We start from the raw sequence: 24,102 nt of genomic DNA on the forward strand, positions 1-24,102 counted from the left end.
ACATTAGCTTAATTATGATGAAAAGTCAGTTTCCAATTTTTTTCTTAAGTCGTCCATTTCATTACCTTAATAAGAAGAATTATATAATAAACTTTTCTGACAAAGCAAGAGAATATGTAAAAAAAGTTGGGAAATGTCCAAAAAAACAACATTTTATGTAAGAAAATTTTACATAAAAAGAACGATTGAACACTATTTAAAAAAATAGCGAAAATACGTTCGGTATGTTAGAATAGGAAAGTAAACATTTAACGAGGATAGGTTTATCCAGAAAGAAGGAAGACGTTTATGATTGAAAAAGAATTATCACATCAATTTGAACTTGTTTCAAATTACCAGCCGTCAGGAGATCAGCCCGAAGCAATTGAAGCATTAACTGATGGGGTGTTAGATCATAAAAAAGCTCAAATTCTTTTGGGTGCTACTGGAACAGGAAAAACATACACGATTTCAAACGTTATTCAAAATGTAAATAAGCCGACATTAATTATTGCTCACAATAAGACATTGGCAGGACAATTATACGGTGAATTTAAAGAGTTTTTCCCAAACAATGCTGTTGAATACTTTGTAAGTTATTATGACTATTATCAACCTGAAGCCTATGTGCCATCGAGTGATACTTATATTGAAAAAGATTCTAGTATCAATGATGAAATTGATAAGTTACGGCACTCAGCCACTAGTTCTTTGTTAGAGCGTAACGACGTTATAGTGGTGGCTTCGGTATCATGCATCTTTGGTTTAGGTTCTCCGATGGAGTATCAAAAACAAGTTGTTTCCTTACGCCAAGGAATGGAGATTTCTAGAGATGAATTATTGCGTTCGTTAGTTGATATTCAATTTGAACGTAATGATATTGACTTTCAACGTGGACGCTTTCGCGTGCGAGGCGATGTGGTTGAAATCTTTCCAGTATCACGAGCTGAGCGAGCATTACGCATTGAATTTTTTGGTGATGAGATTGATCGCATTCGTGAGGTGGATGCACTTACAGGAGAAGTCTTAAGTGAAACTGAACATGTATCTATTTTTCCAGCAACGCACTTTGTTACAGACGAAGACCACATGGAAACAGCAATTGCTTCAATAAAACAAGAATTAGAAACACGTTTAGAAATTTTGAAAAGCGATAATAAATTGCTAGAAGCGCAACGTTTAGAACAAAGGACCAATTATGATATTGAAATGTTGCGAGAAATGGGATATACATCAGGAATTGAAAATTATTCAAGACATATGGACGGAAGAAGCGAAGGCGAGCCACCATTTACGCTTTTAGACTTTTTCCCTGAAGACTTTTTAATGGTAGTGGATGAATCTCATGTAACTATGCCGCAAATCCGAGGGATGTATAATGGCGATCGTGCTAGAAAGCAAATGCTAGTGGATTATGGATTTCGTTTACCTTCAGCTCTGGATAATCGTCCATTAAGATTAGAAGAGTTTGAAAAACATGTCAATCAGATCATTTATGTTTCGGCAACGCCTGGCCCCTATGAAAAGGATCAGACAGATACAGTTGTGGAACAAATTATTCGGCCAACGGGGCTTTTGGATCCTCTTATTGAAGTGCGACCGATTATGGGACAAATTGATGATCTTGTCGGAGAAATCAATGCTCGGATAGAAAACGATGAGCGAGTTTTTGTCACTACTTTAACTAAGAAAATGGCAGAAGACTTAACAGATCATTTCCGAGAATTAGGAATAAAAGTGAAATATTTGCATAGTGATGTTAAAACATTAGAACGAACAGAAATTATTCGAAATTTGCGTTTGGGAGAATTTGATGTTTTAGTAGGGATTAACTTATTAAGAGAAGGCCTAGACGTGCCAGAAGTTTCTCTAGTGGCTATTTTAGATGCTGATAAAGAGGGATTTTTACGTAGTGAACGTTCTCTTGTCCAAACCATGGGACGGGCTGCTAGAAATGCGGAAGGTAAAGTGGTCATGTATGCTGATCAAATTACAGATTCTATGCAAAACGCGATGGATGAAACGAGTCGTCGTCGTAAAATCCAAGAAGAATATAATGAAAACCATGGGATTGTGCCACAAACAATTAAAAAAGACATTCGCGATTTGATTTCGATTTCTTCTGTTTCTGAAGAAGGAGAAGGACAAGACAAAGAACAGGTGTCTTATAAGGATCTTACTCAGGATGAAAAAGAAGACCTAATCGAAAAATTAGATGCAGAAATGAAGGAAGCTGCTAAATCATTAGATTTTGAAAAAGCAGCTAATTTACGTGATTCAATTTTAGAATTGAAAGCTTAATGGTTCGGGGGGAGAATATGGCAAGTGATAATATTGTAATTCATGGCGCACGCGCCCATAATTTAAAAAATGTAGATGTGACCATTCCCAGAGATAATCTGGTAGTGGTCACAGGTTTGTCTGGTTCTGGAAAAAGTTCTTTAGCTTTTGATACTTTGTACGCTGAAGGACAAAGACGTTATGTTGAAAGTCTGTCTTCTTATGCCAGACAATTTTTAGGGCAAATGGATAAGCCCGATGTTGATAGTATTGATGGACTGAGTCCAGCGATTTCTATTGACCAAAAAACAACTAGTAAAAACCCTCGTTCAACAGTAGGAACAGTTACGGAAATCAATGACTATTTGCGTTTGTTATATGCTCGAGTGGGCCATCCTATCTGTCCAAATGATCATATCGAGATTACTAGTCAATCACCGGAACAGATGGTCGATCAGGTCCTTGAATTACCCGAAAGAAGTAGAATTCAACTTTTTGCTCCAGTTGTTGTACAAAAGAAAGGCCAACATAAAAAGACATTAGAAAATGTTCAAAAAGAAGGTTATGTACGAGTTCGAGTAGATAATGAAATTTATGACATAACAGAAGTTCCAGAATTAGAAAAAAATAAAAAACATGATATAGCGATTGTTGTTGATCGAATTGTAATTAAAGAAGGTGTTCGTTCTCGTCTATTTGATTCCTTTGAAGCAGCTCTTCGTTTGACAAGTGGTTATGCAATTGTCAATGTAATAGACGGAGAAGACATGCTATTTAGCGAGCATTATTCTTGTCCTTATTGTGGATTTACAGTGGGAGAATTAGAACCACGTCTTTTTTCTTTTAACGCACCTTTTGGGGCTTGTCCAGAATGCGATGGTTTAGGGATAAAGTTAGAAGTAGATACTGACTTGGTGGTCCCTGATGCAACAAAATCTTTACATCAAGGAGCTATTGTACCGTGGAACCCGATTAGTTCACAGTATTATCCACAGATGTTAGAGCAGGCATGTCAAGAGTTTGGTATCGATCTAGATACTCCTTTTGAACAATTGCCTAAAGACCAGCAGGAGATTGTATTACATGGTTCAAATGGGAAACACTTTCATTTTCATTATCAAAATGACTTTGGTAACGTTCGTGATGTAGATACGCCTTTTGAAGGTGTTGTGCCTAATATTAAACGGCGCTTTCATGAAACCAATAGTGATTTTACTCGTGATCAAATGCGTTCATATATGACGGAATTAACTTGTCAAGCGTGTCATGGATACCGGCTAAATGACCAAGCACTTTCCGTAAAAATTAATAATAAACATATTGGTGAAGTAAGTGATCTAGCAATTAACTATACGTCTAATTTTGTTGAAGGATTAGTTTTGTCCGAACAAGAACAAATGATTGCTCAACCTATTGTAAAAGAAATTGATGATCGCTTGAGCTTTTTACAAAACGTAGGCTTAAATTATCTAACACTTAGTCGTTCAGCAGGGACACTTTCTGGTGGCGAAGCGCAGCGGATACGTTTAGCAACACAAATTGGTTCTAACTTATCAGGTGTCTTATATATCTTGGACGAGCCCTCTATTGGCTTGCATCAACGGGATAATGAACGCTTGTTAGGGTCATTGAAAAAAATGCGCGATTTAGGAAATACGTTGATTGTTGTTGAGCACGATGAGGACACGATGCGTTCTTCTGATTATTTAATCGATGTGGGACCGGGCGCTGGCGATTATGGGGGAGAAATTGTTGCTTCTGGTACGCCAGAACAAGTAGCAGCAACTCCTGATTCTTTGACAGGGGCTTATCTTAGTGGAAAAAAAGAAATTCCTGTGCCTGAAAAACGTCGAAAAGGAAATAAAAAAAATATTTCTATCACTGGGGCTCAAGCCAATAATTTGAAAGATATTCATGTGAAATTCCCTTTAGGAAAGCTTATTACTGTAACGGGGGTTTCTGGTTCAGGTAAGTCGACATTAATCAATGATATTTTGAAAAAAGCTTTAGCGCAACGCTTGAATAAGAATTCAAAAAAACCAGGGAAATTTAGAAAAATTAGTGGTTATGAAAATGTCGAAAAAATCATTGATATTGACCAAAGTCCTATTGGACGGACGCCTCGGAGTAATCCAGCTACTTATACGAGTGTATTTGACGACATTCGAGACTTATTCGCTCAAACAAATGAAGCTAAAATACGTGGTTATAAAAAGGGGCGTTTTAGTTTTAATATTAAAGGCGGGCGTTGTGAGGCTTGCAAAGGTGATGGTATTATCAAGATAGAGATGCATTTCTTACCTGATATTTATGTTCCTTGCGAAGTTTGTCATGGGAAACGCTATAATTCTGAAACCTTAGAGGTTCATTATAAAGGAAAAAATATTTCAGAAGTGTTAGATATGACGGTGGATGATGCTTTCGACTTTTTCCAAAATATTCCTAAAATCCGTCGTAAACTTCAAACAATCGTTGATGTAGGTCTTGGTTATGTTAAATTAGGACAACCAGCAACTACCTTATCAGGTGGTGAAGCTCAACGCATGAAATTAGCTAGTGAGTTGCATAAAAATTCGAATGGGAAAAACTTTTATATTCTTGATGAACCAACCACTGGTCTACATTCAGACGATATTCTTCGATTATTACAAGTGTTAAATCAGTTGGTAGATGCTGGAAATACAGTCTTAGTTATCGAGCATAACTTAGATGTGATAAAATCAGCGGATCATGTGATTGATTTAGGTCCAGAAGGGGGAGAAAATGGGGGGACAGTGATTGCTACAGGTACTCCTGAAAAAATCGCTGCTAATCCTGAGAGTTATACTGGACAATACTTGAAAAAATTAATTTAATTTTTTTCTTATCTATTAATAATAAAAAGCTCCATTGGATAACTTTTTAAGGTGTATAATCACTTATAGTTCATCCAAGGGAGCTTTCTTCTATTGGGTTAAAAACTTAAAAGTATCGGTTGTAGTAGGTAGACCACCAAAACAATGATTACAACGCTAAATATATTTAGCCAAAGGCCAGTTTTTACCATATCATTAATTTTTAATTCTCCTGAACCGAATACAGCTGCATTTGGAGGTGTTGAGATAGGTAACATAAATGCACAGCTTGATGCAAGAGCTACAATAGCCATAATGCCATAAGGCTCAACCCCTATTCCAGCGGCTAACCCCACACTAATCGGCATTAACATATTAGAAACAGCCGTATTTGACATAACTTCTGTCATGAATAATATTGCTATGGTCAAGATAATAATGATAAATAAATAATTAAATTGTTCAAGGTTGGTTAATAATTCTCCAATCCAAGAGGCAAGTCCTGAGTCTTCAAAGGCTGCTGCTAAAGATAACCCACCACCAAAGAGAAGCAATATTCCCCAAGGGAGCTTTTTCATATCTGGCCATTCTAAGACTCGACCACCGTTTGTACTTGGTATTAAAAACATAACACTAGCTCCCAAAATTGAGATGGTTGTGTCCGATAATGACCATGGAAGTAACCCTCCAAAAACCCACATAAAACCAATGATAAAGAAAATAACTAAAACATATGTTTCTTCTCTAGACATAGCTCCTAATTCTCGTAACTGTTCACGAGCAAATTCTGAGGAAATATTTTTGTCTTGTGCTATTTTGAATTGGACCTTTGTAATATAAAAATATAAAAAGGTCATTAAGAGCACTGTAACAAACAAACCAAATACAAACCAATCAGCAAAGGTGATCTCCACATCTAACATGTTATTAGCGACAGCAACAAAAGCTGCATTAGGAACAGAACCTATAATCGTAGCTAAACCGCCGATTGATGCCGAATAAGCTACAGTTAATAATAGTCCTTTTGAAAAATTGTCGAAAGATTTTTCATCCAAAAGTTCTTTTTCTTTAATTTCGGTAATCAGGGCTAAAGCAATAGGAAGCATCATTAACGCTGTTGCAGCATTAGAAATCCACATAGATAACACGGCTGTTGCTACTCCTAGGGCAAGAATAATGCGCGAACAACTTTTTCCGATAAGTGCAATAATCAACATGGCAATTCGCTTATGAAGGTTCCATTTTTCAATCGCCAGTGCAATAATAAATCCTCCCATATACATAAAAACAATGGGGTCTCCATAAGCCATTGTTGCAGTTTCTTGATCTGTTCCACCAGTAAGGGGTAACAAAAAGACAGGAAGAAGAGAAGTTGCAGGAATTGGCATAGCTTCTGATATCCACCATATAGCTACCCATGCTGTCACTGCTAACACCGCACGTGGTTCATCTGTTAGATTTGTTAATCCTTCTATGAAATAAATCACAGAAAATAATAAAGGACCTAAGATTAATCCGAATTTTTGAAAGTTCATTTCCTCATCTCCTATCTATTCATACTACATAAAATTAGTTGAAAACCCTTTTCAATAAATATAGTTTTTATCGTGCTATATTTATTTTAGTGAAATAGTTTTTAGTAATATTAAAGGTTTTAAATATTAGAGTCAAATTTATTTTAATTCAAAAAAAAATTAAAAATTAACTTTCCCTTATTGAATACACACGATTTACTTTTCAAGAATGGTCGTTTTTGGCGACATATCAAGCAATGTTTTGCTAATTTGTAAAAAGATTGGAGGTATGAATATATAGCAAAAGTAAGAATAAAAAAAGCTTTTTATTAAATTCTTCTAATAAAAAACTCCTATTATTTTTGTGAGACTAAACTCCCTTTTATTCAAGATGAACAATATATCCAAAAAAGCATTCGAAAAGATACGCCAGGAGTGATATAATTAAAGAAATAGAAAAGATTGAGCAAGGAGAAGAAAAATGTCTGATAATTTAGATTTAGTGGTTATTACTGGAATGAGTGGGGCAGGAAAAACAGTAGCCGTGCAAAGTTTTGAAGATCTAGGCTATTTTTGCATTGATAATATGCCCCCCAATTTGATCCCTAAATTTTGGGAGCTCATTAAAGAATCTGGTAAGATTACCAAAATTGCTTTAGTTGTTGATTTACGGTCAAGGGCGTTTTTTGAGGAAATTCAGGCGATGTTAGCAGAAATTGAAAATACTGCTTTTGTTAATACACGTGTATTATTTTTGGACGCTTCTGATAGTGAGTTAGTTTCCCGTTATAAAGAAACCCGTCGTACACATCCTTTAGCGATGGACGGCTTAATCACTGAAGGTATTCGAAAAGAACGTGCGATTTTAGAAGAATTAAAAGCAGATGCCTCGTTTGTTATAGATACTACCCAACTGTCGCCTAGACAGTTGCGCGAAAAAATTAATGAGGAATTTCGTAGTTCAAATGATACAGGTTTTCGAATTGAAATGGTGTCCTTTGGATTTAAGTACGGATTACCGATTGACGCAGATATTGTCATGGATGTCCGCTTTTTACCTAACCCTCATTATATTGACGAGTTGCGCCCTTTATCCGGTCTGGAAAAGCCAGTTTATGATTACGTCATGGGTTCTTCTGCAACTGAAGGTTTTTACCAACAATTTTTGACCTTACTACAGACGATTATGCCTGGTTACGTAGACGAAGGCAAAAATAATGTGATGATCGCTATAGGCTGTACTGGCGGTCAGCACCGTTCAGTGGCCCTATCTCAAAGGGTTGGGGAGGCTTTGTCTGAGAATTATAAAGTAAATATTACGCATCGGGATAAAGATAAACGGAAAGAGACGGTGAATCGCTCATGAAAATGAAGACCTACCGGATTAGACGTCCAAAAGTTGTCGTAATGGGCGGTGGTACAGGTTTGCCAGTGATTTTGAAAAGTTTACGAAACCAAGGTGTTGATATTACGGCAGTAGTAACGGTAGCTGATGACGGCGGTAGTAGCGGACAACTGCGAGACTCAGTAACTTCAGTCACGCCGCCCGGAGATTTGCGTAATGTACTTGTGGCTCTTTCGGATATGCCTAAACTTTATTCAGATATTTTTCAGTATCGTTTTAATGAAGAAGATAAGTTTTTAGCTAACCACGCTTTAGGTAATCTAATTATAGCTGGGATGTCCGAAATGCGTGGTAGTACCTATGAGGCCATCCAATTATTATCGAAAATGATGCATGTAAAAGGGAATATTTACCCTTCTTCTGATGGTTCATTAGTCTTACATGCTGTATTTAAAGACGGAACAACGGTTCGTGGAGAATCTAAAATAGCGTTAGATCGTAAAACGATCGATCATGTTTATGTCAAAAACCAAGCAAACGATGATGAACCTAAAGCTGCTAGAAAAGTCGTTTCTTCTATATTAGAAGCAGATATGATCGTTTTGGGACCAGGAAGCTTATTTACCAGTATTTTGCCAAATTTAATGATTTCAGAAATTGGTGAAGCTATGCTGCAAACGCAGGCAGAAACAGTTTATATCTGTAATATTATGACACAAAAGGGAGAAACTGAACGTTTTACCGACGCTGATCATGTAAGGATTCTTCATAATCACTTAGGAAATGCTTTTATCGATACTGTTTTGGTTAATACTGAAAAAGTACCAGAAGGTTATATGGACTTTGATACATATGATGAATACTTATTACAAGTGCAACATGATTTTAAAGGGTTGAGAAACCTAGGATGCCGAGTAGTTTCCACTGATTTTCTAGAATTAAGAGATGGCGGAGTTTTCCATGACGGCGATAAAGTAGCAGAAGAATTATTACGAATTGTTTATGAAGCAAAAAATTAATCTTTGAAAGGTGATGTGTTTATGTCTTTTGCCGCTGAGGTAAAAAAAGAATTAACCGGCTTAGAAGTTCATCGTGAACACGCTAAGGCAGAACTCGCCGCTTTAATTCGTATGAACGGTTCATTAAGCTTATTTAATCAGCAATTTATACTAAATATACAAACGGAAAATGCTGCGATTGCTCGTCGTATTTATTCTCTGTTAAAAGATCATTTTCATGTGCGTAGTGAGCTTTTAGTGAGACGAAAAATGAAACTAAAGAAAAATAATGTCTATATCGTTCGTCTAAAACAAGATACCAAACGTGTTTTAGATGAATTAAATATTATGGATAAAACCTCTTTTAATACACAAGTAGATAAAGAGATCATGGGCAATAAGCAAAAAATGCGTTCCTATCTTCGAGGTGCTTTTATGGCTACAGGGTCTATTAATAACCCAGAAACAAGCCGTTATCATTTAGAGATTTATTCGGTTTATGAATCTCATAATCAAGATGTATGTAAGATGTTAAACTATTATGATTTGAATGCACGGACATTAGAACGGCGAAATGGATATATTTCCTATTTGAAAGGCGCAGAATACATTGCTAATTTTCTGACTTTGATTGGAGCAACAAATTCAATGCTTAAATTTGAAGATGTACGGATTGTCCGTGATATGAGAAATTCCGTGAATCGATTAGTTAATTGTGAAACAGCCAATATGAATAAAACAATTGATGCTGCCACAAAACAAGTGCAAAATATTCAACTAATTGAAGATCGAGTGGGCTTATCTGCTTTACCAGATAAACTACAAGAAATTGCAGAGTTACGCTTGGCTCATCCTGAGATTAGTTTAAAAGAACTAGGTGAAATGATACCTACAGGCGCAATTTCTAAATCAGGTATTAATCATAGGATTCGTAAGATCAATGAATTCGCAGATAAATTAAAAGAAAAAGCGGGATAAAAAAACTGGGAAATAAACAATATTCCCAGTTTTTTATTCGTTGATATAGTTTTTTAATATGGATGGTTCAATGTTTTCATCAAAAATATGGTCTTCGAAAATAATTGTAGGGACAAGAGTAATATTGGCTTGTTTTGTTTCTTTTACAATTTCTTCGGCAGTGTCAAGATGTTGATGTTCAGTTAAGCCAAGCTCATTTCTAGCATAGTTAGCTACTTCTTGTAAGGACAGATCGCCCCATTCGTCTTGAGAATTAAAAATACGAGTGATATCTGAAATTGCTTGTTTAGGATCGTTATCTGTTACAAAACGATGCATAACGTTTCCGCGTTGTAATGATTCTTTAGGATGATCCCATAATTTTATAACGCGGTTGATTTTACCATCAACAACAGCTTGTTCAAGGATATCTTTTGACTCAGTAAACCATTGCCTACAATAAGGACACCGTAGATTGATAAACTCAATCATTGTTTTAGGTGCTGTGCTTCCGATGTGAATACCATATTTAGTATTTGTTTCTTCTTTTTTAATAGCTGAAATATCCATACAAGTATTCCTCCTTCTTTGTTCCCAGTGTAACGTTTTTTTGAGGCAATGTGAATCAATTCGGTTTTAAATAAACAATTTAGTATTTTTTGAAAAAGTATGAAGGAAATAACTTTTTTATCAACAACAGAAAAAAGCTATGCTATACTGTAATAATGAAGGGTAAGTAGTCTTAGAGTAAAGGAAGGCTTTATATGTCGTTTAACATTGCAGAACTTTTTGATTTAGAATATTGGAGGCAGTTACTATCGGTAGATTTTTTTTCTGTCCCCTTTTTTGTTAATATTTTAGATGTCCTAGTTGTTTGGTATCTAGTTTATAAATTAATACAGATGGTTCAAGGTACCAAAGCAATTCAGCTATTTAAAGGCGTTGTAATATTCATTGCGATTCGTTTTTTAGCCGAAATTATTGGGCTTAATACTTTGTCGTGGCTGATGGATCAAGTCATTACATATGGAGTTATCGCAGCGATTGTCATTTTTCAACCAGAAATACGACGAGGACTAGAACATCTGGGCAGAACAACTTTCTTTAGCCAGACCAAAGCCGAAACAGATCAAGGGGAAACGATGGTACAAGCCTTTGATAAGGCGATTCAATATATGTCCAAGCGTAAAATAGGTGCATTGATTACAGTCGAACGAAATACTGGTTTGGAGGAATATATTGAAACAGGAATTACTCTTGATGCAGATATTACTGGTGAACTTTTAATTAATATTTTTATTCCCAATACACCTTTACATGATGGTGCAGTGATTGTTAGAAATGGAAAGATCGCAGTTTCTAGCGCTTATTTGCCACTATCTGATAGTAATATGATTTCAAAGGAATACGGAACTAGGCATCGAGCAGCTGCTGGCGTTTCTGAAGTGAGTGATGCCTTAACTATTGTGGTTTCTGAAGAAACAGGCGGAGTGAGCTTGACTCTAAATAACCAGCTATACACTGAATTGAGCCAAGATGAATATTTAAAGGTGCTTAGAGATAATTTGATTGTAGAAACCCCTGAAAGAAATAAGAATAGGAAGAATTTTTTCAGAAATTTCTTAGATGAATTGAATAAGCTGAGTAAAGGAGGCAAGTGATGCTTACGAAAAAGAAAAAAAGCAACATTGTCTATGGGCTTTTGGCTTTGTTTTTCAGTTTAGTTCTTTTTTTCAATGCAAATGGTTCAAATTTTCAAAATAGTATTGCCACCTCAGAAGTTCATGAAGAAACTGTTCAGGATGTTCCTGTTTCGATTGAATATGATTCGGATGAGTACTACATTCAAGGATATGAGGATACAGTAGATGTCGCTTTAAGTGGTGCTAATCGTGTACAATTAAATGCTGAAACTAACGAAGAGACAAGAAACTTTGAGGTGGTTGCTGATTTAACCAATTTAGACGAAGGAACACATGATGTGCCGTTAGAAGTTGAAAATTTGAGTAATAGTGTGGATGCTAGTGTGGAACCAGACACTTTAACAGTAACAGTCGAACGAAGGGTGACTAGGAATTTCCAAATTGATACACAAGAGTTTGAGGATAGATTGCAGGATGGATTTGAATTAGATGAAGCCTCTATTTCTCCGCAAGAAGTAGAAGTTACTTCAGGGGAAGAGACAATGGAAGAAATTTCTCGCATTGCGATTGTCTCAAACTTAGAAGTAATTAATGAAAATATTTCAGATACTTTTTCTTTACAAGCTGTAGACGAAAATGGAGAAGAGTTATCTACTAGTTTAAGCCCACAAACAGCAGATGTACAATTAGAAGTTTCGGCGCCTGAAAAAGAAGTAAGTCTTTCTCCTTCGCAAGTTGGAGATACACCAGAAGGAATTTCTGACTTCGATTTTCAATTGAACGAAAATAGTGCTACAATTACGGGGGCACAACATTTATTAGATGAAGTAGATTCTTTGGAAGTGCCGGTGGATGTGACAGACGTTACTGAACCTACAACCAGAAATGTTAATGTGGAGATCCCTTCTCAATTGAGTTCAGATGTTAATACAGTTTCTGTAAATATCACACCGGAATTTGAAGATACAGAAGAAAATAACGATAATACCGAAGAAACTGGGGATATGCAGATACCACCGGAGACAAATAATGATAATAATGGTGGAATAGAGGGAAATGAAGAAAATCCAGAAATGAATACACCGGAAACGTCTTCTGCTCAAGAAGAAACAGAAGCTACAGAGGAAAGTCAGGAACAAACTGAAGAAACACAAGAATCACAAGAAACACAAAGTTCAGTAGATGAACAATTAGAAGCAACACAAGAAAATGAAGAAGAAACAGAAAGGTAAATTGATTATGGGAAAATATTTTGGTACGGATGGTGTCAGAGGAATTGCGAACAAGGAGTTGACACCTGAATTAGCATTTAAACTAGGTCGCTATGGTGGGTATGTGTTGAGCCGTCACGAAGAAGAAAATACACAACCTAGAGTGTTAGTAGGTCGTGACACTCGTGTGTCTGGTCAGTTATTAGAAAATGCGTTGATTTCCGGTTTGCTTTCGGTAGGCATTGAAGTTTTTCAACTTGGTGTAATTTCAACGCCAGGTGTTGCTTATCTCACACGTGTACAAAAAGCAAGTTCTGGTGTTATGATTTCTGCTTCTCACAATCCAGCAGAGGATAATGGAATCAAATTTTTCGGCAATGATGGTTTTAAACTTGAAGATGAAAAAGAGCTAGAAATCGAAGCTTTATTGGATGCTAATGAAGATGAGCTTCCGCGACCGTCTGCTGACGGTTTAGGTTCATTAGAAGAATTTCCAGAAGGGTTATTGAAATACTCTCAATATTTACAACAGACGATTAAAGATGACTTATCTGGACTTACTATTTGTGTAGATGCTGCTAATGGAGCAACTGCTTCTACAGTTAATCGTTTATTTGCTGACTTAGAGACAGATTTTTATACGATAGGGACTTCACCGAATGGTGTGAATATAAATGATGGCGTAGGATCAACGCATCCTGAAAAATTAGCTGACTTTGTTGTCGAAAAACAAGCAGATGCAGGTATTGCTTTTGATGGCGATGGAGACCGTGTAATAGCAGTAGATGAAAACGGTCAAGTGGTTGATGGTGATAAAATTATGTACATTTGTGCTAATTATCTAGCAGATAACGACTTGTTAAAACAAAACACTATCGTAACAACTGTGATGAGTAATTTAGGTTTTCATAAGGCAGTAGAAGCTGCTGGTTTAAATGATGTAGTAACCAAAGTTGGCGATCGTTATGTTGTCGAAGAAATGCGTAAAAATGGCTATAATTTTGGTGGTGAACAGTCAGGGCATATGGTGTTTTTTGATTTAAATACCACAGGCGATGGCATGCTTTCTGGTATTCAGTTACTTAATATTATGAAACAAACTGGAAAAAAACTCTCGGAATTAGCAGCTGGTGTAACAATTTATCCGCAAAAATTGGTTAATATCCGGGTCTCCGACAAATATGGCGCGATGGACGTTCCTGAAATTAAAGCTGTTATTGACGAGGTAGAAGAAAAATTAGGCGATGAAGGGCGTATTTTAGTTAGAGCTTCTGGTACAGAGCCTTTATTACGAATCATGGCTGAAGCACCGACAGATGAAGAAGTTGATTATTATGTTAATAAAATCGCTGATGTCATTCGAAATCAAATTGGGTTAGAGGAGTAACTCATAAAACGATCGTTCTGTTTTGGAGCGATCGTTTTTCTTTTCTTTGCTAAATTAAGTCAACCTGTGTCATAATATTTTTTAGTGATGAAAGGAGGGAAATGATGGATAAACAAAGATCTGTTAATTGGTCTGGACTTATTTTAGGGATTCTATTTATTTTAATTTCTTTATTAGCATTTAATAATCCGCAAGGGAGCCTATCTGCAATTGTCTTCTTTTTTGCAGTATTAGCGATTACCAATGGTATTTTTAGTATCGTTATTCGTAACCAGATAAAAAATATGACAGGATTCCGTGTAACTATATTTTTAATATTAGGAATTATTGAATTACTTCTTGGGATCGTACTGCTATTTAATCTTAGTGCTGGAATTATTGCAGTAACCTATGTTTTTGCCTTTTGGTTTATTGCGGGAGCGCTTCGGAATTTGTTTTTCCTAGATCATGCACGCACATTTGGTAATGGACATTATTGGTTCACATTAATTACCAACTTGATTGGTATTGTGGTTGGTTTTATGTTATTTTTCGATCCGATCGTATCAGCACTTACCATTTCGTTTTTGGTTGGTCTATACTTGATGTTGATCGGCATATTTTATATTATCAATTCTTTAGACCATTAAACTTAACCAATTATAGAAGAACTTCTGGACGGTTTGCGGAATTGTTCAGAAGTTTTTCTATGAAAGACTTCTAGATTAAAGTTTTCTCTTTGTAGATAACACAGATTTCTGATAAAATAGAAGAAAGGAAAAAAAGGATGGTGTTTGTCATGACAGTATTTACATTATTATTTGTTGCTTTTACAACTGTCTTATACCTTTTTTTGTTTTTAGTAAAAAAAGAACTCGTTTTTACTGCAAAACACCAATCACTTTTCTCACTTATTTTCCCCATTTTGTTTGGGATTTTCGCTGGAACTTTATTTATAACGACAGGAACTTTAGACGAAATTATAAGAGGCACTGCGGTTGGGCTAGCTATTATTAGTTATGCTATCAATGGCAGAGGGATTACTGACGATCGATTTGTTATCCACCCCTTAGATAATCGAGGAATTAAATTTGATGAAGTGGATCGGGTAGTGTTATTTCGAGATAAAAAGAAAAATGAAGTGAAAATGAATTTTTTTAAATTTGGTTTACGTGGTCCATTAATGAAGTTTAGTGTTCCAATGGATGAATTAGTTAAGTTTTTGTCTAAGCACTTAAAAGAAGGCACTCCTATTGATGTTGTTACGGAAACTAATGAATAAAAAACAGCTTGTTTTGCTTTAATAAAGCACAAGCTGTTTTTATCTTTAGTTACTTTTATTTAAATACAAGAAAACGTTCATCGTCAGCTAAAAAGTCTTTAGTACCTGCTTGTTCTTCTGGAGATCCAAATACTAACTGTGCACGTAAATGCCAATTCTTAGGGACATCCCATTCTGCAGCAACTGCTTCATCAATTACTGGATTATAGTGTTGTAGGTTCGCTCCAATTCCTGCTTCGGATAAAGTGGTCCAAACGTTTGCTGTAGCAATACCATTGGCTTGTTCAGCCCAAGTAGGGAAATTATCAGCATATAATGTAAATTGTTCCTGTAGTTGCTTGGTAGTGTCCACGTCATTGAAGAACATAGCTGTTCCAAGCCCAGCTTTAAATCCGGCTAATTTTTGCTTAGTATTTTCAAAAGCTTCTGCAGGTGTTAATGGTTCTAACAATTGTTCAGTAATGTCCCATAGCTTTTCATGAGATTCTCCAAAAAGAGTGATGACACGTGGTTCCTGTGCATTAAAAGCACTTGGACTTTGCTTTACTGCCTCTTTAATTAACTCTGTAATTTCTGATTCAGATAAAGAAGTATTACGTCCTAAAGAATAAATGGAGCGACGATTTTTGATAATATCTAAAAAGTTTGACATATAAACATCCACCTTTGATTTCTATTTTTTTTTACGAAATAAAGTATACATTCTTACTAAATGTTAGTAAAGAGAATGTTTATTTTTTTATATGACCCTAAACTTGCTGTTTCTATGTGTTAAACTGGTAAATAGAGTAAATTAACACTTATACATATTACATACTAAGACGAAGAGGAGCGAGGTTTTTGAGCTTACAATTTATAACTGGTGACGGAAGTTGCGATCATGAAAAAATGATCCTAGATCTTGCTTATGAGTGGTTGGAAAAAGAACACAATGAAGTCTTTTTCATAGTTCCTAATTATAATAAATTTGAACGTGAACAAGAAATTTTATCGCAATTAAAAAATAGACAAGCAAAAGAAAACTTTAGTACCATTCGGGGGCAAGTTTATAGTTTTAACCGTTTAGCATGGTATTTTCTACAAGATAGTGGTCAAATCAATGGTCAGAGCATTTCTGATACTGGTTCAGCTATGATTATGCGTAAAGTTTTAGATGCATTAACAGAAGAACTTCTCATTTTTCGAGGAGAAGTAAAAAAAGAAGGTTTTATTGCAAAATTATTGGAGCTTTATCAAGAATTTCAATTAGGCAACATTTCCTCTGATAACCTGGACTTTTCTTTAGACAATCAAACGACTAGCAAAAGAAAAGATTTTGAGTTAAAAATGTATGAAATCAAACGCATCTTTGCAGCTTATGAAGAAGAACTAGCGAAAAGGAAATTGCAAATAGAGCAGCCACTGACAATGTTAACTAATTTTTTAGCAAGTGAAAATTCACAAGAAATGGCTAAACTAGAACAAAAACTTTTCATCGTTACTGGTTTTTCTAATTTCAATATGCAAGAGCAGGAACTTTTAAAAGTCTTGTTTGGTAAGAGCCAGGTCTGTATTGATTTATATATTGATTCTATCTATGCTGATAATGGACCGTTGGATTTATTTTTTGATCCTAAGCAAACTTATCATCTCTTAAAAGACTTTGCCCAGAGCCAACAAGAACGTGTGTTGTTTGATAAAAAAGCTCCTCAATTAACTCAAGTATCTGCCAGTTATTTGGAGCTAGAACGTTGCTTTAAACAAACAAGTGTTGGAAGGTATAAACAAGAGCATAATTTGGATGATTTTGTAGAAATTTGGAAAGCAGAAAACCCAGAAGAAGAGGTGAAACAAGTAGCTACTGAAATTCGACGTCTTGTTGTTGATTCTTTTACAAAAGAAAACGAGCAACTTTACTATCGTGATATTCAGCTATTAACTTTAGATCCGGAACTTTATTATCCGTTTATTTCATCAACTTTTGAAGAGCTAGACATTCCTTTTTACTTGGACCAAGATCGTACGATGGAACAACATCCTTTAGTAGAGTTTATCCATGCGTTATTTGCCTTAGATGACTATTATTATCGCACTTCTGATGTTTTTCGCTTTTTGCGTACCGAGCTTTATATACCTAACGATTTACAAGAAGAAACGTCCGATTGGAAAGAGGCACGTAATAGATTTCGTTGGATGGTCGATTTAACAGAAAACGAGGCCTTAGCCCATAATTTTCATGGAGTTGATTGGACTCGTCAAGAAGATTGGCATTTGTTTGACTTTGATTTTGAACAAGAAGAAATTATTGAAACGAAAAGTACTGAAAAACTGAGTAATCACGTCAGAAATGATTTTCGTAATGACATTGTAAGTTTTTTCCCGCGTCTAAAATCGGCTTCTAGCACAAGAGAAGCCATTGTCATCTTTTATGAGTTTTTGCAAGAAATTGGAGTAGAAAAACAGTTACTTTGTTGGCGAGAACAAGAACTTGAATGGGGAAATCTTGAGTATGCTCGCGATCATGAACAAACCTGGGCATCGTTAATGGACCTATTGGATGAATTTGTAGAGATTTATGGATCAGATTCTTTTGATTTTGATCTGTTTAAGGAAATCCTCTCAAGTGGGCTAGAAAACTTAACTTTTGGTAAAATTCCAACTGCAATTGACCAAGTACAAATTAACTCTTTGGATTTAACACGTCCTTTACAAGCTAAGGTGACTTTTGCAGTGGGGTTAGATGAAACAAGCTTTCCTCGCACTACTGAAAATAAGAGCTTGATTTCTACTGAAGAAAGACAACAATTAAATGCGACTTTACAAGAAGGGCAATATTTAAAGGATCAAACAGAAGAAACGATCCGCAAAGAACCTTTTGTCGCTTATAATATGTTATTATCAGCTTCTGAAAAACTGTATTTGAGCTATCCAAGAAATGCTGATTCGAAACAAAATATGAAAGTTTCTCCTTATCTTGCTCGTATCTTAAATTGGACAAATCTGTCTGTACAAGATCATTCTAGTTTAGATTTAACTTATGAAGCGCGTAATTATGTAGGCACGTATAAAAGCTTGATTCGACAATTAAATGGACTTTATCGTCAAGCGCAAGAAGAAAAAAAGACACTTCCAGTCGTATGGCAGTCGTTAAAAGACTTGCTACTGGCTTCTGACTACCGTTTTTTGGCACAAAGAGTATTTGAGAGTCAAACGCATCGCAATACCCCTGTGAATATTTCACCAGAATTAGCAGAACAACTGTATGGAAAAGATATTTATAGTTCCATATCGCAGATAGAAACCTTTTATGATTATCAATATGATTATTTTCTTAAGTTTGGTTTGAGATTAAAAGAAAGAGAAATTTACGGTTTGAATTCAGCCGTTACCGGTGAAATCTTCCATGAGGCTTTAGATAATTTCTTAAAAGCTATTTTTCAAGAAAATCTTTCTTTAACGCAAATGAGCGAGGAACATCGTCAATTGTTAGTTGAGCATGTACTAGAAAACATGTTTGGCCAAGAACGTTATGCGTTTATGCAAGGGAATGCGCGTATGAGTTTCATTCGTTATCGTTTAAAAAAAACGATCGCACGTGTTTCTTGGGGATTAAAAAAACAAGCAGAAAAAACGCGATTAACGCCTGTTCAAACGGAAGTTTTATTTGGAGAAATTGCTGGAAATCAAGGAATTCCTGGCTTGCAGATCCCTTTATCAAATGGGGGGAACCTATACCTAAGAGGAAAGATTGATCGAATCGATACGACAACAGTAGATGGCAAACCATGGCTTGCAGTGGTTGATTATAAATCAAGTGCCCATAAGTTTGACATTACCGATAGTTATTATGGTCTTGCTATGCAATTACTCACTTATCTAGATATTGCTTTACAAGATGCGGTCGAACTTATTGGTCAAAAAAATGTTCATGGGGCTGGCGCCTATTATTTTCATGTTTATGACCCTGTTATGGATCCTAAAAAAACCGGTGAAAAAGAACGTTTAAAACGATATAAATATGACGGTCTTTTTGCAGACGAACCTGAAGTATTTGAAGCATTTGATGAAACATTAAATAAATCGCAATATTCTTCTGTATTTCCCATTCAAATGGACAAAAATGAACAGTTAAAAAAATCAGCTAAAAGTAAAGAAAAATTTTATACAGCAGAAGAAATGAATGTGTTAATGGCACACAATCGAAAAAAATTAAAAGAAGCAGCAGAAAGGATTCTTTCCGGGGAAATAAAGATGAATCCTAGTTATAAAATGAAGGATAAACGACGGGCTACACAATACTCGCCCTTTCATAGTATTTCTGCTTTTGATCCGATGTTAGAAGAAAATGATTATTATCGGATCCATCCTCTATCAAAGGAAGAGATTATGAAACGTTTAAAGGAGGAAAATGATGGTTGATATTCCTTTAAAACCTAAAAATGAAACTTTTACCGATAAACAATGGCAAGCCGTTTTTGACTCGGGAGATAACTTACTTGTTTCAGCTTCGGCAGGATCAGGAAAGACCTCTGTTTTGGTTCGTCGCGTGATTGAAAAATTGAAAAATGGGAGTAACATTGACGAGCTACTCATCGTGACATTTACTGAAGCTGCAGCTCGTGAAATGAAAGAACGTATTCAAAATGCCTTACAAGATGCGATTAATAAAGAAAGTCAGCAAGAAAGGCGCAATCACTTTGTAAAGCAGTTGACGTTGTTGCCACGAGCTTCTATTTCAACTTTGCACGCGTTTTGTCTAACGGTTATTCGTCGTTTTTATTTTTTGATTGATTTGGACCCTGTCTTCCGTATGTTAACGGATGATACGGAACGCTTATTGTTAAAAGAAGAGGTTTGGGAAGAATTACGTGAAAGTTATTTTGATTCTTCTGACCAAGATTTTTATCGTTTAGCAGAAAATTTTTCTAATGATCGTTCTGATGATGGTTTTACTGATCTAATTATGTCTTTGTATGATTTTGCTAAAGCCAATCCCGATACTATTGATTGGTTAAACCAACTTCCGCAAAGCTATGATACAACTCAAGGTTTAGCAGGAAACCAGATGTACCAAACTCAAGTTAAGCCACTTATTCTAGCTAATTTACAGACAGCTATTGGACAACAAAAAACTGCTCTAGAAGTAGCACAAAATACTGGTTCGATGGAAAAAGCAGAATCACTATTAGATAGCGAGCTCGAACAAGCTCGTCGTTTATGGACTTATGTTAATGAAGATAAAGTACAACAAGCTTATGAGCAGTTAGCTGCTTTTGATTTTAAGCGGTATCCGACGTTTAATAAGCAAGAAGAGGTTAAAGAAATTTCTGAGGAGGCTATTAAACCACGTCGAGATAGTGCTAAGGAGCTTATAAAAAATACGGAGACGTTCTTTGCCCAACCTCCTGAAAAAATGTTGGAGTTAATGAATCATGCTAGACCCTTAGTCAAAAAGATGGGTGAAGTGACTTTAAATTTTATTGAAAAATATCAAAAACGTAAGCAAGTTAAAGGTGTATTGGATTTTAATGACCTTGAGCATTTCGCTTTAGATATTTTGCAAGGAAATGGTGAAGGAAGTGAAGCTTCGGAATATTATCGAGATCGGTTTGAAGAAGTTTTGGTCGATGAATACCAAGATACAAACCGCTTACAAGAAGCAATTTTATTTTGGTTGTGCAATCCAGAATCTGAATATGGCAATTTATATATGGTAGGAGACGTAAAACAATCTATCTATGCTTTTCGGTTAGCAGATCCTACATTATTTGTAGATAAATATTCAGCTTTTGCTCATGAAGAAGGCGGTAGACGTATTATTCTGGCTGAAAACTTCCGTTCTAGAAAAGAAGTTCTTCAATTTACCAACTTAGTTTTTGAACAATTAATGGATGAAACTGTCGGTCAAATACCTTATGACGAAGATGCTCAATTGGTTCCAGGATTTTCGTCTTTTCCTGCAAGCGAGAATTTTAATACAGAGTTGCTTTTATATGAAAAAGAAGTTGAAGAAGATCCAACGGTTGTAGATGATAAAACTGAAGGTGAGCTTTACTTAGTGGCTTTAAAAATCAAAGAATTGGTCGAAAACAAGTTTATGATTTATGATAAAAAGCAGAAAGAAAATCGACCGATCACTTATGATGATATAGTGCTACTTACACCGACACGAAAGAATAATTTGGTGATTATGGATGTGTTTAAGCAATTTCAAATCCCTTTGGAAGTTAATGACGCACAAAATTATTTTCAAGCAACTGAAGTACAAACCATGATTTCCTTATTGGAAATTATTGATAACCCTTATCAGGATATTCCTTTTGTGGCAGTATTACGATCAGCCATTGTCGGACTTAATGAGGAAGAATTGGCCAAGATACGCTTAGCTCAAAAAGAAGGATATTACTATGAAGCCTTTTTATCTTACTTAAAAAATCAGGACGAACTTTCTGTTCGTTTACGCTCATTCCATGAGCAATTAGAATCCTGGCGTTCTCTTGCTAGAAGACGTGCTCTTAGTGAATTAATATGGACAATCTACCAAGAAACAGCGTATTTAGATTATGTCATTGGTTTAGCATCTGGCAGGCAACGTTATGCTAATTTAGTTGCGCTAGCCCATCGAGCTGAATCTTATGAGCAAAGTAGTTTTAGAGGGTTATATCAGTTCATCCGTTTCGTTGAAAAGATGCAAGAAAAAGATAAAGACTTGGCAGAACCACTTGCTTTATCTCAAGAAAATGCTGTAAGAGTAATGACAATTCACGCTAGTAAGGGGTTAGAGTTTCCTGTGGTTTTTCTTTTAGATATGACAAAACAGTTTAACTATAGTGATTTAACTACACGTTATATCTTTGAAGAAAAGTTAGGGGCTGGTATTCAATACATTGATAACGAGCAAGTGTGTTATGATACTTTGCCTTATCAAGCGATTAAACAACAACGTATTAAAAAGATGCTATCTGAGGAAATGCGTAAACTTTATGTCGCCTTAACACGTGCAGAACAAAAGCTTTATCTAGTTGGTTCATATAAAACAAAAGAGGAAGCATTAAAAAATTGGGGGAAAGCTTTGGACCAAGAAAATACAGTATTAGATCCTGCACTCCGATTAAAAGGGAAAGCCAATTTAATGGACTGGGTTGGAATGACCTTGATGCGGCACCCAGATATGCAGAATGATATGCAGACGTCTGAAAGTAAAAAAACGATAGATCACCCTGCTCATTTTGAAATTCATTGGAGTAACCAAGCACAGCTAGCAGAAGCTATAAAAGATTATCAACATCCAACCGTTCAAAATCAACGATTAATTTCTCCAGAAAAAACAGAGATAAGAGAGTTACAACAAAGACTAGATTTTGTTTACCCAATGCAGAAATCAACAAAAACGACAAGTTACCAGTCGGTTTCTGAAATGAAACGTTTATACAATGACCCTGATGATCAACAGCTAAATAAAATTTCTTGGGAAAGCACTTTAGAACAACAACAAAATCGCCATTACCGCTATGTCACAGAAGAATTAGCTAAACCTAAGTTCATGCAAGAAGAAAAAGTTGATTCAATTGTTATAGGTAGCGCAACGCATAACCTATTACAGTTGCTTCCGTTAACCACACCTCCTACATTCGATAGTGTAGAACAAAAGCTTTCAAAGTTAATAGAGCAGCAACAAATTGACAATCAGGTAGCAGAAAAAATTGATATATCTGCTATCTTATGGTTTTTTCAAACAGAATTAGGGAAAAAAATACTTGCTGCACCTGAGCGAGTGCATAGAGAACAACCTTTTTCGATGTTAAAGGATGCTCGAGAGGTATTTTTAGATTTTGATGAAGCGGATGCTGAGTTACTCATTCATGGAATTGTTGATGGATTTATCGAATATGAGGATTATGTTATTTTATATGATTTTAAAACAGATGTTGTGCATAATGAGCAAAGGAAACAAAACTTGTTGGATAATTATCAAGGACAACTGCGTTTGTACCGGGAAGCATTGGCACAAGCTTTAAACAAACCTGTAATCAATACTTTTTTAGTTCTTTTAAATCATAAAGAAATTATTGAGATGACAACTGAATGAAGTAACTTTTGGCAAGAATTTGCATAAGTGTGTTATACTTGGAAAAAGAGTGGGGGTTATGATGGAAACAAAAGAAACAACTTATACACTTTGCCCAAAATTTGAAAAAGCTTTTTCTATCTTAGGAAAAAAATGGAATGGTTTGATTATAGATGTCTTACTACAAGAAAATGAGCAACGTTTTGTTGATATGGCTCATAAAATTCCTATGTTAAGCGATCGTGTTTTAGCGGAACGTTTAAAAGAATTAGAAAAAGAAGGAATCGTTAGTAAAACTGACGGCTTATACCAACTCACGGATAAGGGTATAGGTCTCAAAGAAGTGTTGAATTCAGTACGTCATTGGAGTCAAGATTGGTTGACAGAAAAAGAATGTAATTTTAGTCGTTCAACAGATAGTTGTTGATTTTGTTGCTATTTTTTAGTAAACTAAAAACAATAAATAGTAAAAAAGCGTTGATAGAAGAGAGTAATTTGGTTGAAATAGTAAAGGGAGAATTGCCATAGACTGAAAGCAAGGACTGTTTTCGAAAAATGAAGTTCACTTCTGAAGCTTGCTTGAATTCAAGCCGGTAATGACTATCGTTAATTAATTAAGTGCGCGATGATTGTCGCGAATTAGGAT

At 35.5% G+C, this 24,102-nt stretch carries 16 protein-coding genes; 13 read left to right on the forward strand and 3 right to left on the reverse strand.

Translation table 11 applies throughout. The features are described from left to right. Positions 1–288 precede the first annotated feature (288 nt). A complete protein-coding gene (uvrB, locus tag G577_RS0101800; protein WP_028789685.1) occupies positions 289–2,280 on the forward strand; it encodes an excinuclease ABC subunit UvrB in 1,992 nt (663 codons plus the stop codon). Between the two features lie 17 nt (positions 2,281–2,297). Then, positions 2,298–5,114 carry an excinuclease ABC subunit UvrA gene (gene uvrA, locus G577_RS0101805; RefSeq protein ID WP_028789686.1) on the forward strand — a complete coding sequence of 939 codons (2,817 nt, stop codon included), beginning with the start codon at positions 2,298–2,300 and terminating at the stop codon, positions 5,112–5,114. Between the two features lie 98 nt (positions 5,115–5,212). Here uvrA and G577_RS0101810 read toward each other — a convergent pair whose 3' ends face one another. Beyond that, complete coding sequence (locus G577_RS0101810) at positions 5,213–6,628, reverse strand: SLC13 family permease (protein WP_028789687.1); 1,416 nt, start codon at positions 6,626–6,628, stop codon at positions 5,213–5,215. 460 nt (positions 6,629–7,088) lie between these two features. On the opposite strand from G577_RS0101810, the gene rapZ reads away from it, so the two are divergent. Genes rapZ through whiA form a run of 3 tightly spaced genes read left to right on the forward strand, consistent with a single transcriptional unit; the run spans position 7,089 to position 9,928 of the window. After that, positions 7,089–7,973, forward strand: coding sequence for an RNase adapter RapZ (rapZ, locus tag G577_RS0101815; protein WP_028789688.1), 885 nt, complete (start codon positions 7,089–7,091; stop codon positions 7,971–7,973). Next, entirely contained in the window at positions 7,970–8,971 is a 1,002-nt protein-coding gene (locus G577_RS0101820; protein WP_028789689.1) for a gluconeogenesis factor YvcK family protein, read from the forward strand. The genes rapZ and G577_RS0101820 overlap by 4 nt, the downstream gene beginning before the upstream one ends. Before the next feature lie 21 nt (positions 8,972–8,992). Further along, the gene (gene whiA / locus G577_RS0101825; RefSeq protein WP_028789690.1) at positions 8,993–9,928 is read left to right on the forward strand and encodes a DNA-binding protein WhiA; all 936 of its coding nucleotides are present in this window, start codon (positions 8,993–8,995) and stop codon (positions 9,926–9,928) included. 33 nt (positions 9,929–9,961) lie between these two features. On the opposite strand, the gene G577_RS0101830 is transcribed toward whiA, so the two are convergent. Further along, positions 9,962–10,477 (reverse strand): thioredoxin domain-containing protein, encoded by a 516-nt coding sequence (locus G577_RS0101830; RefSeq protein WP_028789691.1) that lies wholly within the window; start codon positions 10,475–10,477, stop codon positions 9,962–9,964. 194 nt (positions 10,478–10,671) lie between these two features. Here G577_RS0101830 and cdaA point away from each other — a divergent pair, with 194 nt between their 5' ends. The 5 genes from cdaA (at position 10,672) to G577_RS0101855 (ending at position 15,409) form a co-directional block, all read left to right on the forward strand. Next, entirely contained in the window at positions 10,672–11,568 is an 897-nt protein-coding gene (gene cdaA, locus G577_RS0101835; protein ID WP_028789692.1) for a diadenylate cyclase CdaA, read from the forward strand. Further along, the gene (locus tag G577_RS10875; protein WP_051176585.1) at positions 11,568–12,782 is read left to right on the forward strand and encodes a CdaR family protein; all 1,215 of its coding nucleotides are present in this window, start codon (positions 11,568–11,570) and stop codon (positions 12,780–12,782) included. The genes cdaA and G577_RS10875 overlap by 1 nt, the downstream gene beginning before the upstream one ends. A gap of 7 nt (positions 12,783–12,789) precedes the next feature. Beyond that, a complete protein-coding gene (gene glmM, locus G577_RS0101845) occupies positions 12,790–14,148 on the forward strand; it encodes a phosphoglucosamine mutase (RefSeq protein WP_028789693.1) in 1,359 nt (452 codons plus the stop codon). 104 nt (positions 14,149–14,252) lie between these two features. Beyond that, on the forward strand, positions 14,253–14,777 hold the full coding sequence (locus G577_RS0101850) for a DUF308 domain-containing protein (RefSeq protein WP_028789694.1): 525 nt from the start codon (positions 14,253–14,255) through the stop codon (positions 14,775–14,777). A 149-nt stretch (positions 14,778–14,926) separates the two neighbouring features. Then, entirely contained in the window at positions 14,927–15,409 is a 483-nt protein-coding gene (locus tag G577_RS0101855) for a hypothetical protein (RefSeq protein WP_028789695.1), read from the forward strand. A gap of 55 nt (positions 15,410–15,464) precedes the next feature. Here G577_RS0101855 and G577_RS0101860 read toward each other — a convergent pair whose 3' ends face one another. Then, positions 15,465–16,061, reverse strand: a complete 597-nt coding sequence (locus tag G577_RS0101860; protein ID WP_028789696.1) for a nitroreductase family protein — start codon at positions 16,059–16,061, stop codon at positions 15,465–15,467. A 188-nt stretch (positions 16,062–16,249) separates the two neighbouring features. Here G577_RS0101860 and G577_RS0101865 point away from each other — a divergent pair, with 188 nt between their 5' ends. From G577_RS0101865 to G577_RS0101875, 3 genes are all read left to right on the forward strand, one after another. Next, entirely contained in the window at positions 16,250–19,807 is a 3,558-nt protein-coding gene (locus G577_RS0101865; protein WP_028789697.1) for a PD-(D/E)XK nuclease family protein, read from the forward strand. Next, positions 19,800–23,477, forward strand: coding sequence for a helicase-exonuclease AddAB subunit AddA (addA, locus tag G577_RS0101870; protein ID WP_028789698.1), 3,678 nt, complete (start codon positions 19,800–19,802; stop codon positions 23,475–23,477). The genes G577_RS0101865 and addA overlap by 8 nt, the downstream gene beginning before the upstream one ends. Before the next feature lie 61 nt (positions 23,478–23,538). Then, a complete protein-coding gene (locus G577_RS0101875; protein ID WP_028789699.1) occupies positions 23,539–23,883 on the forward strand; it encodes a winged helix-turn-helix transcriptional regulator in 345 nt (114 codons plus the stop codon). Positions 23,884–24,102 lie beyond the last annotated feature (219 nt).

The sequence above is a fragment of the Tetragenococcus muriaticus DSM 15685 genome (assembly GCF_000423785.1).
Classification (GTDB): Bacteria; Bacillota; Bacilli; order Lactobacillales; family Enterococcaceae; genus Tetragenococcus; species Tetragenococcus muriaticus.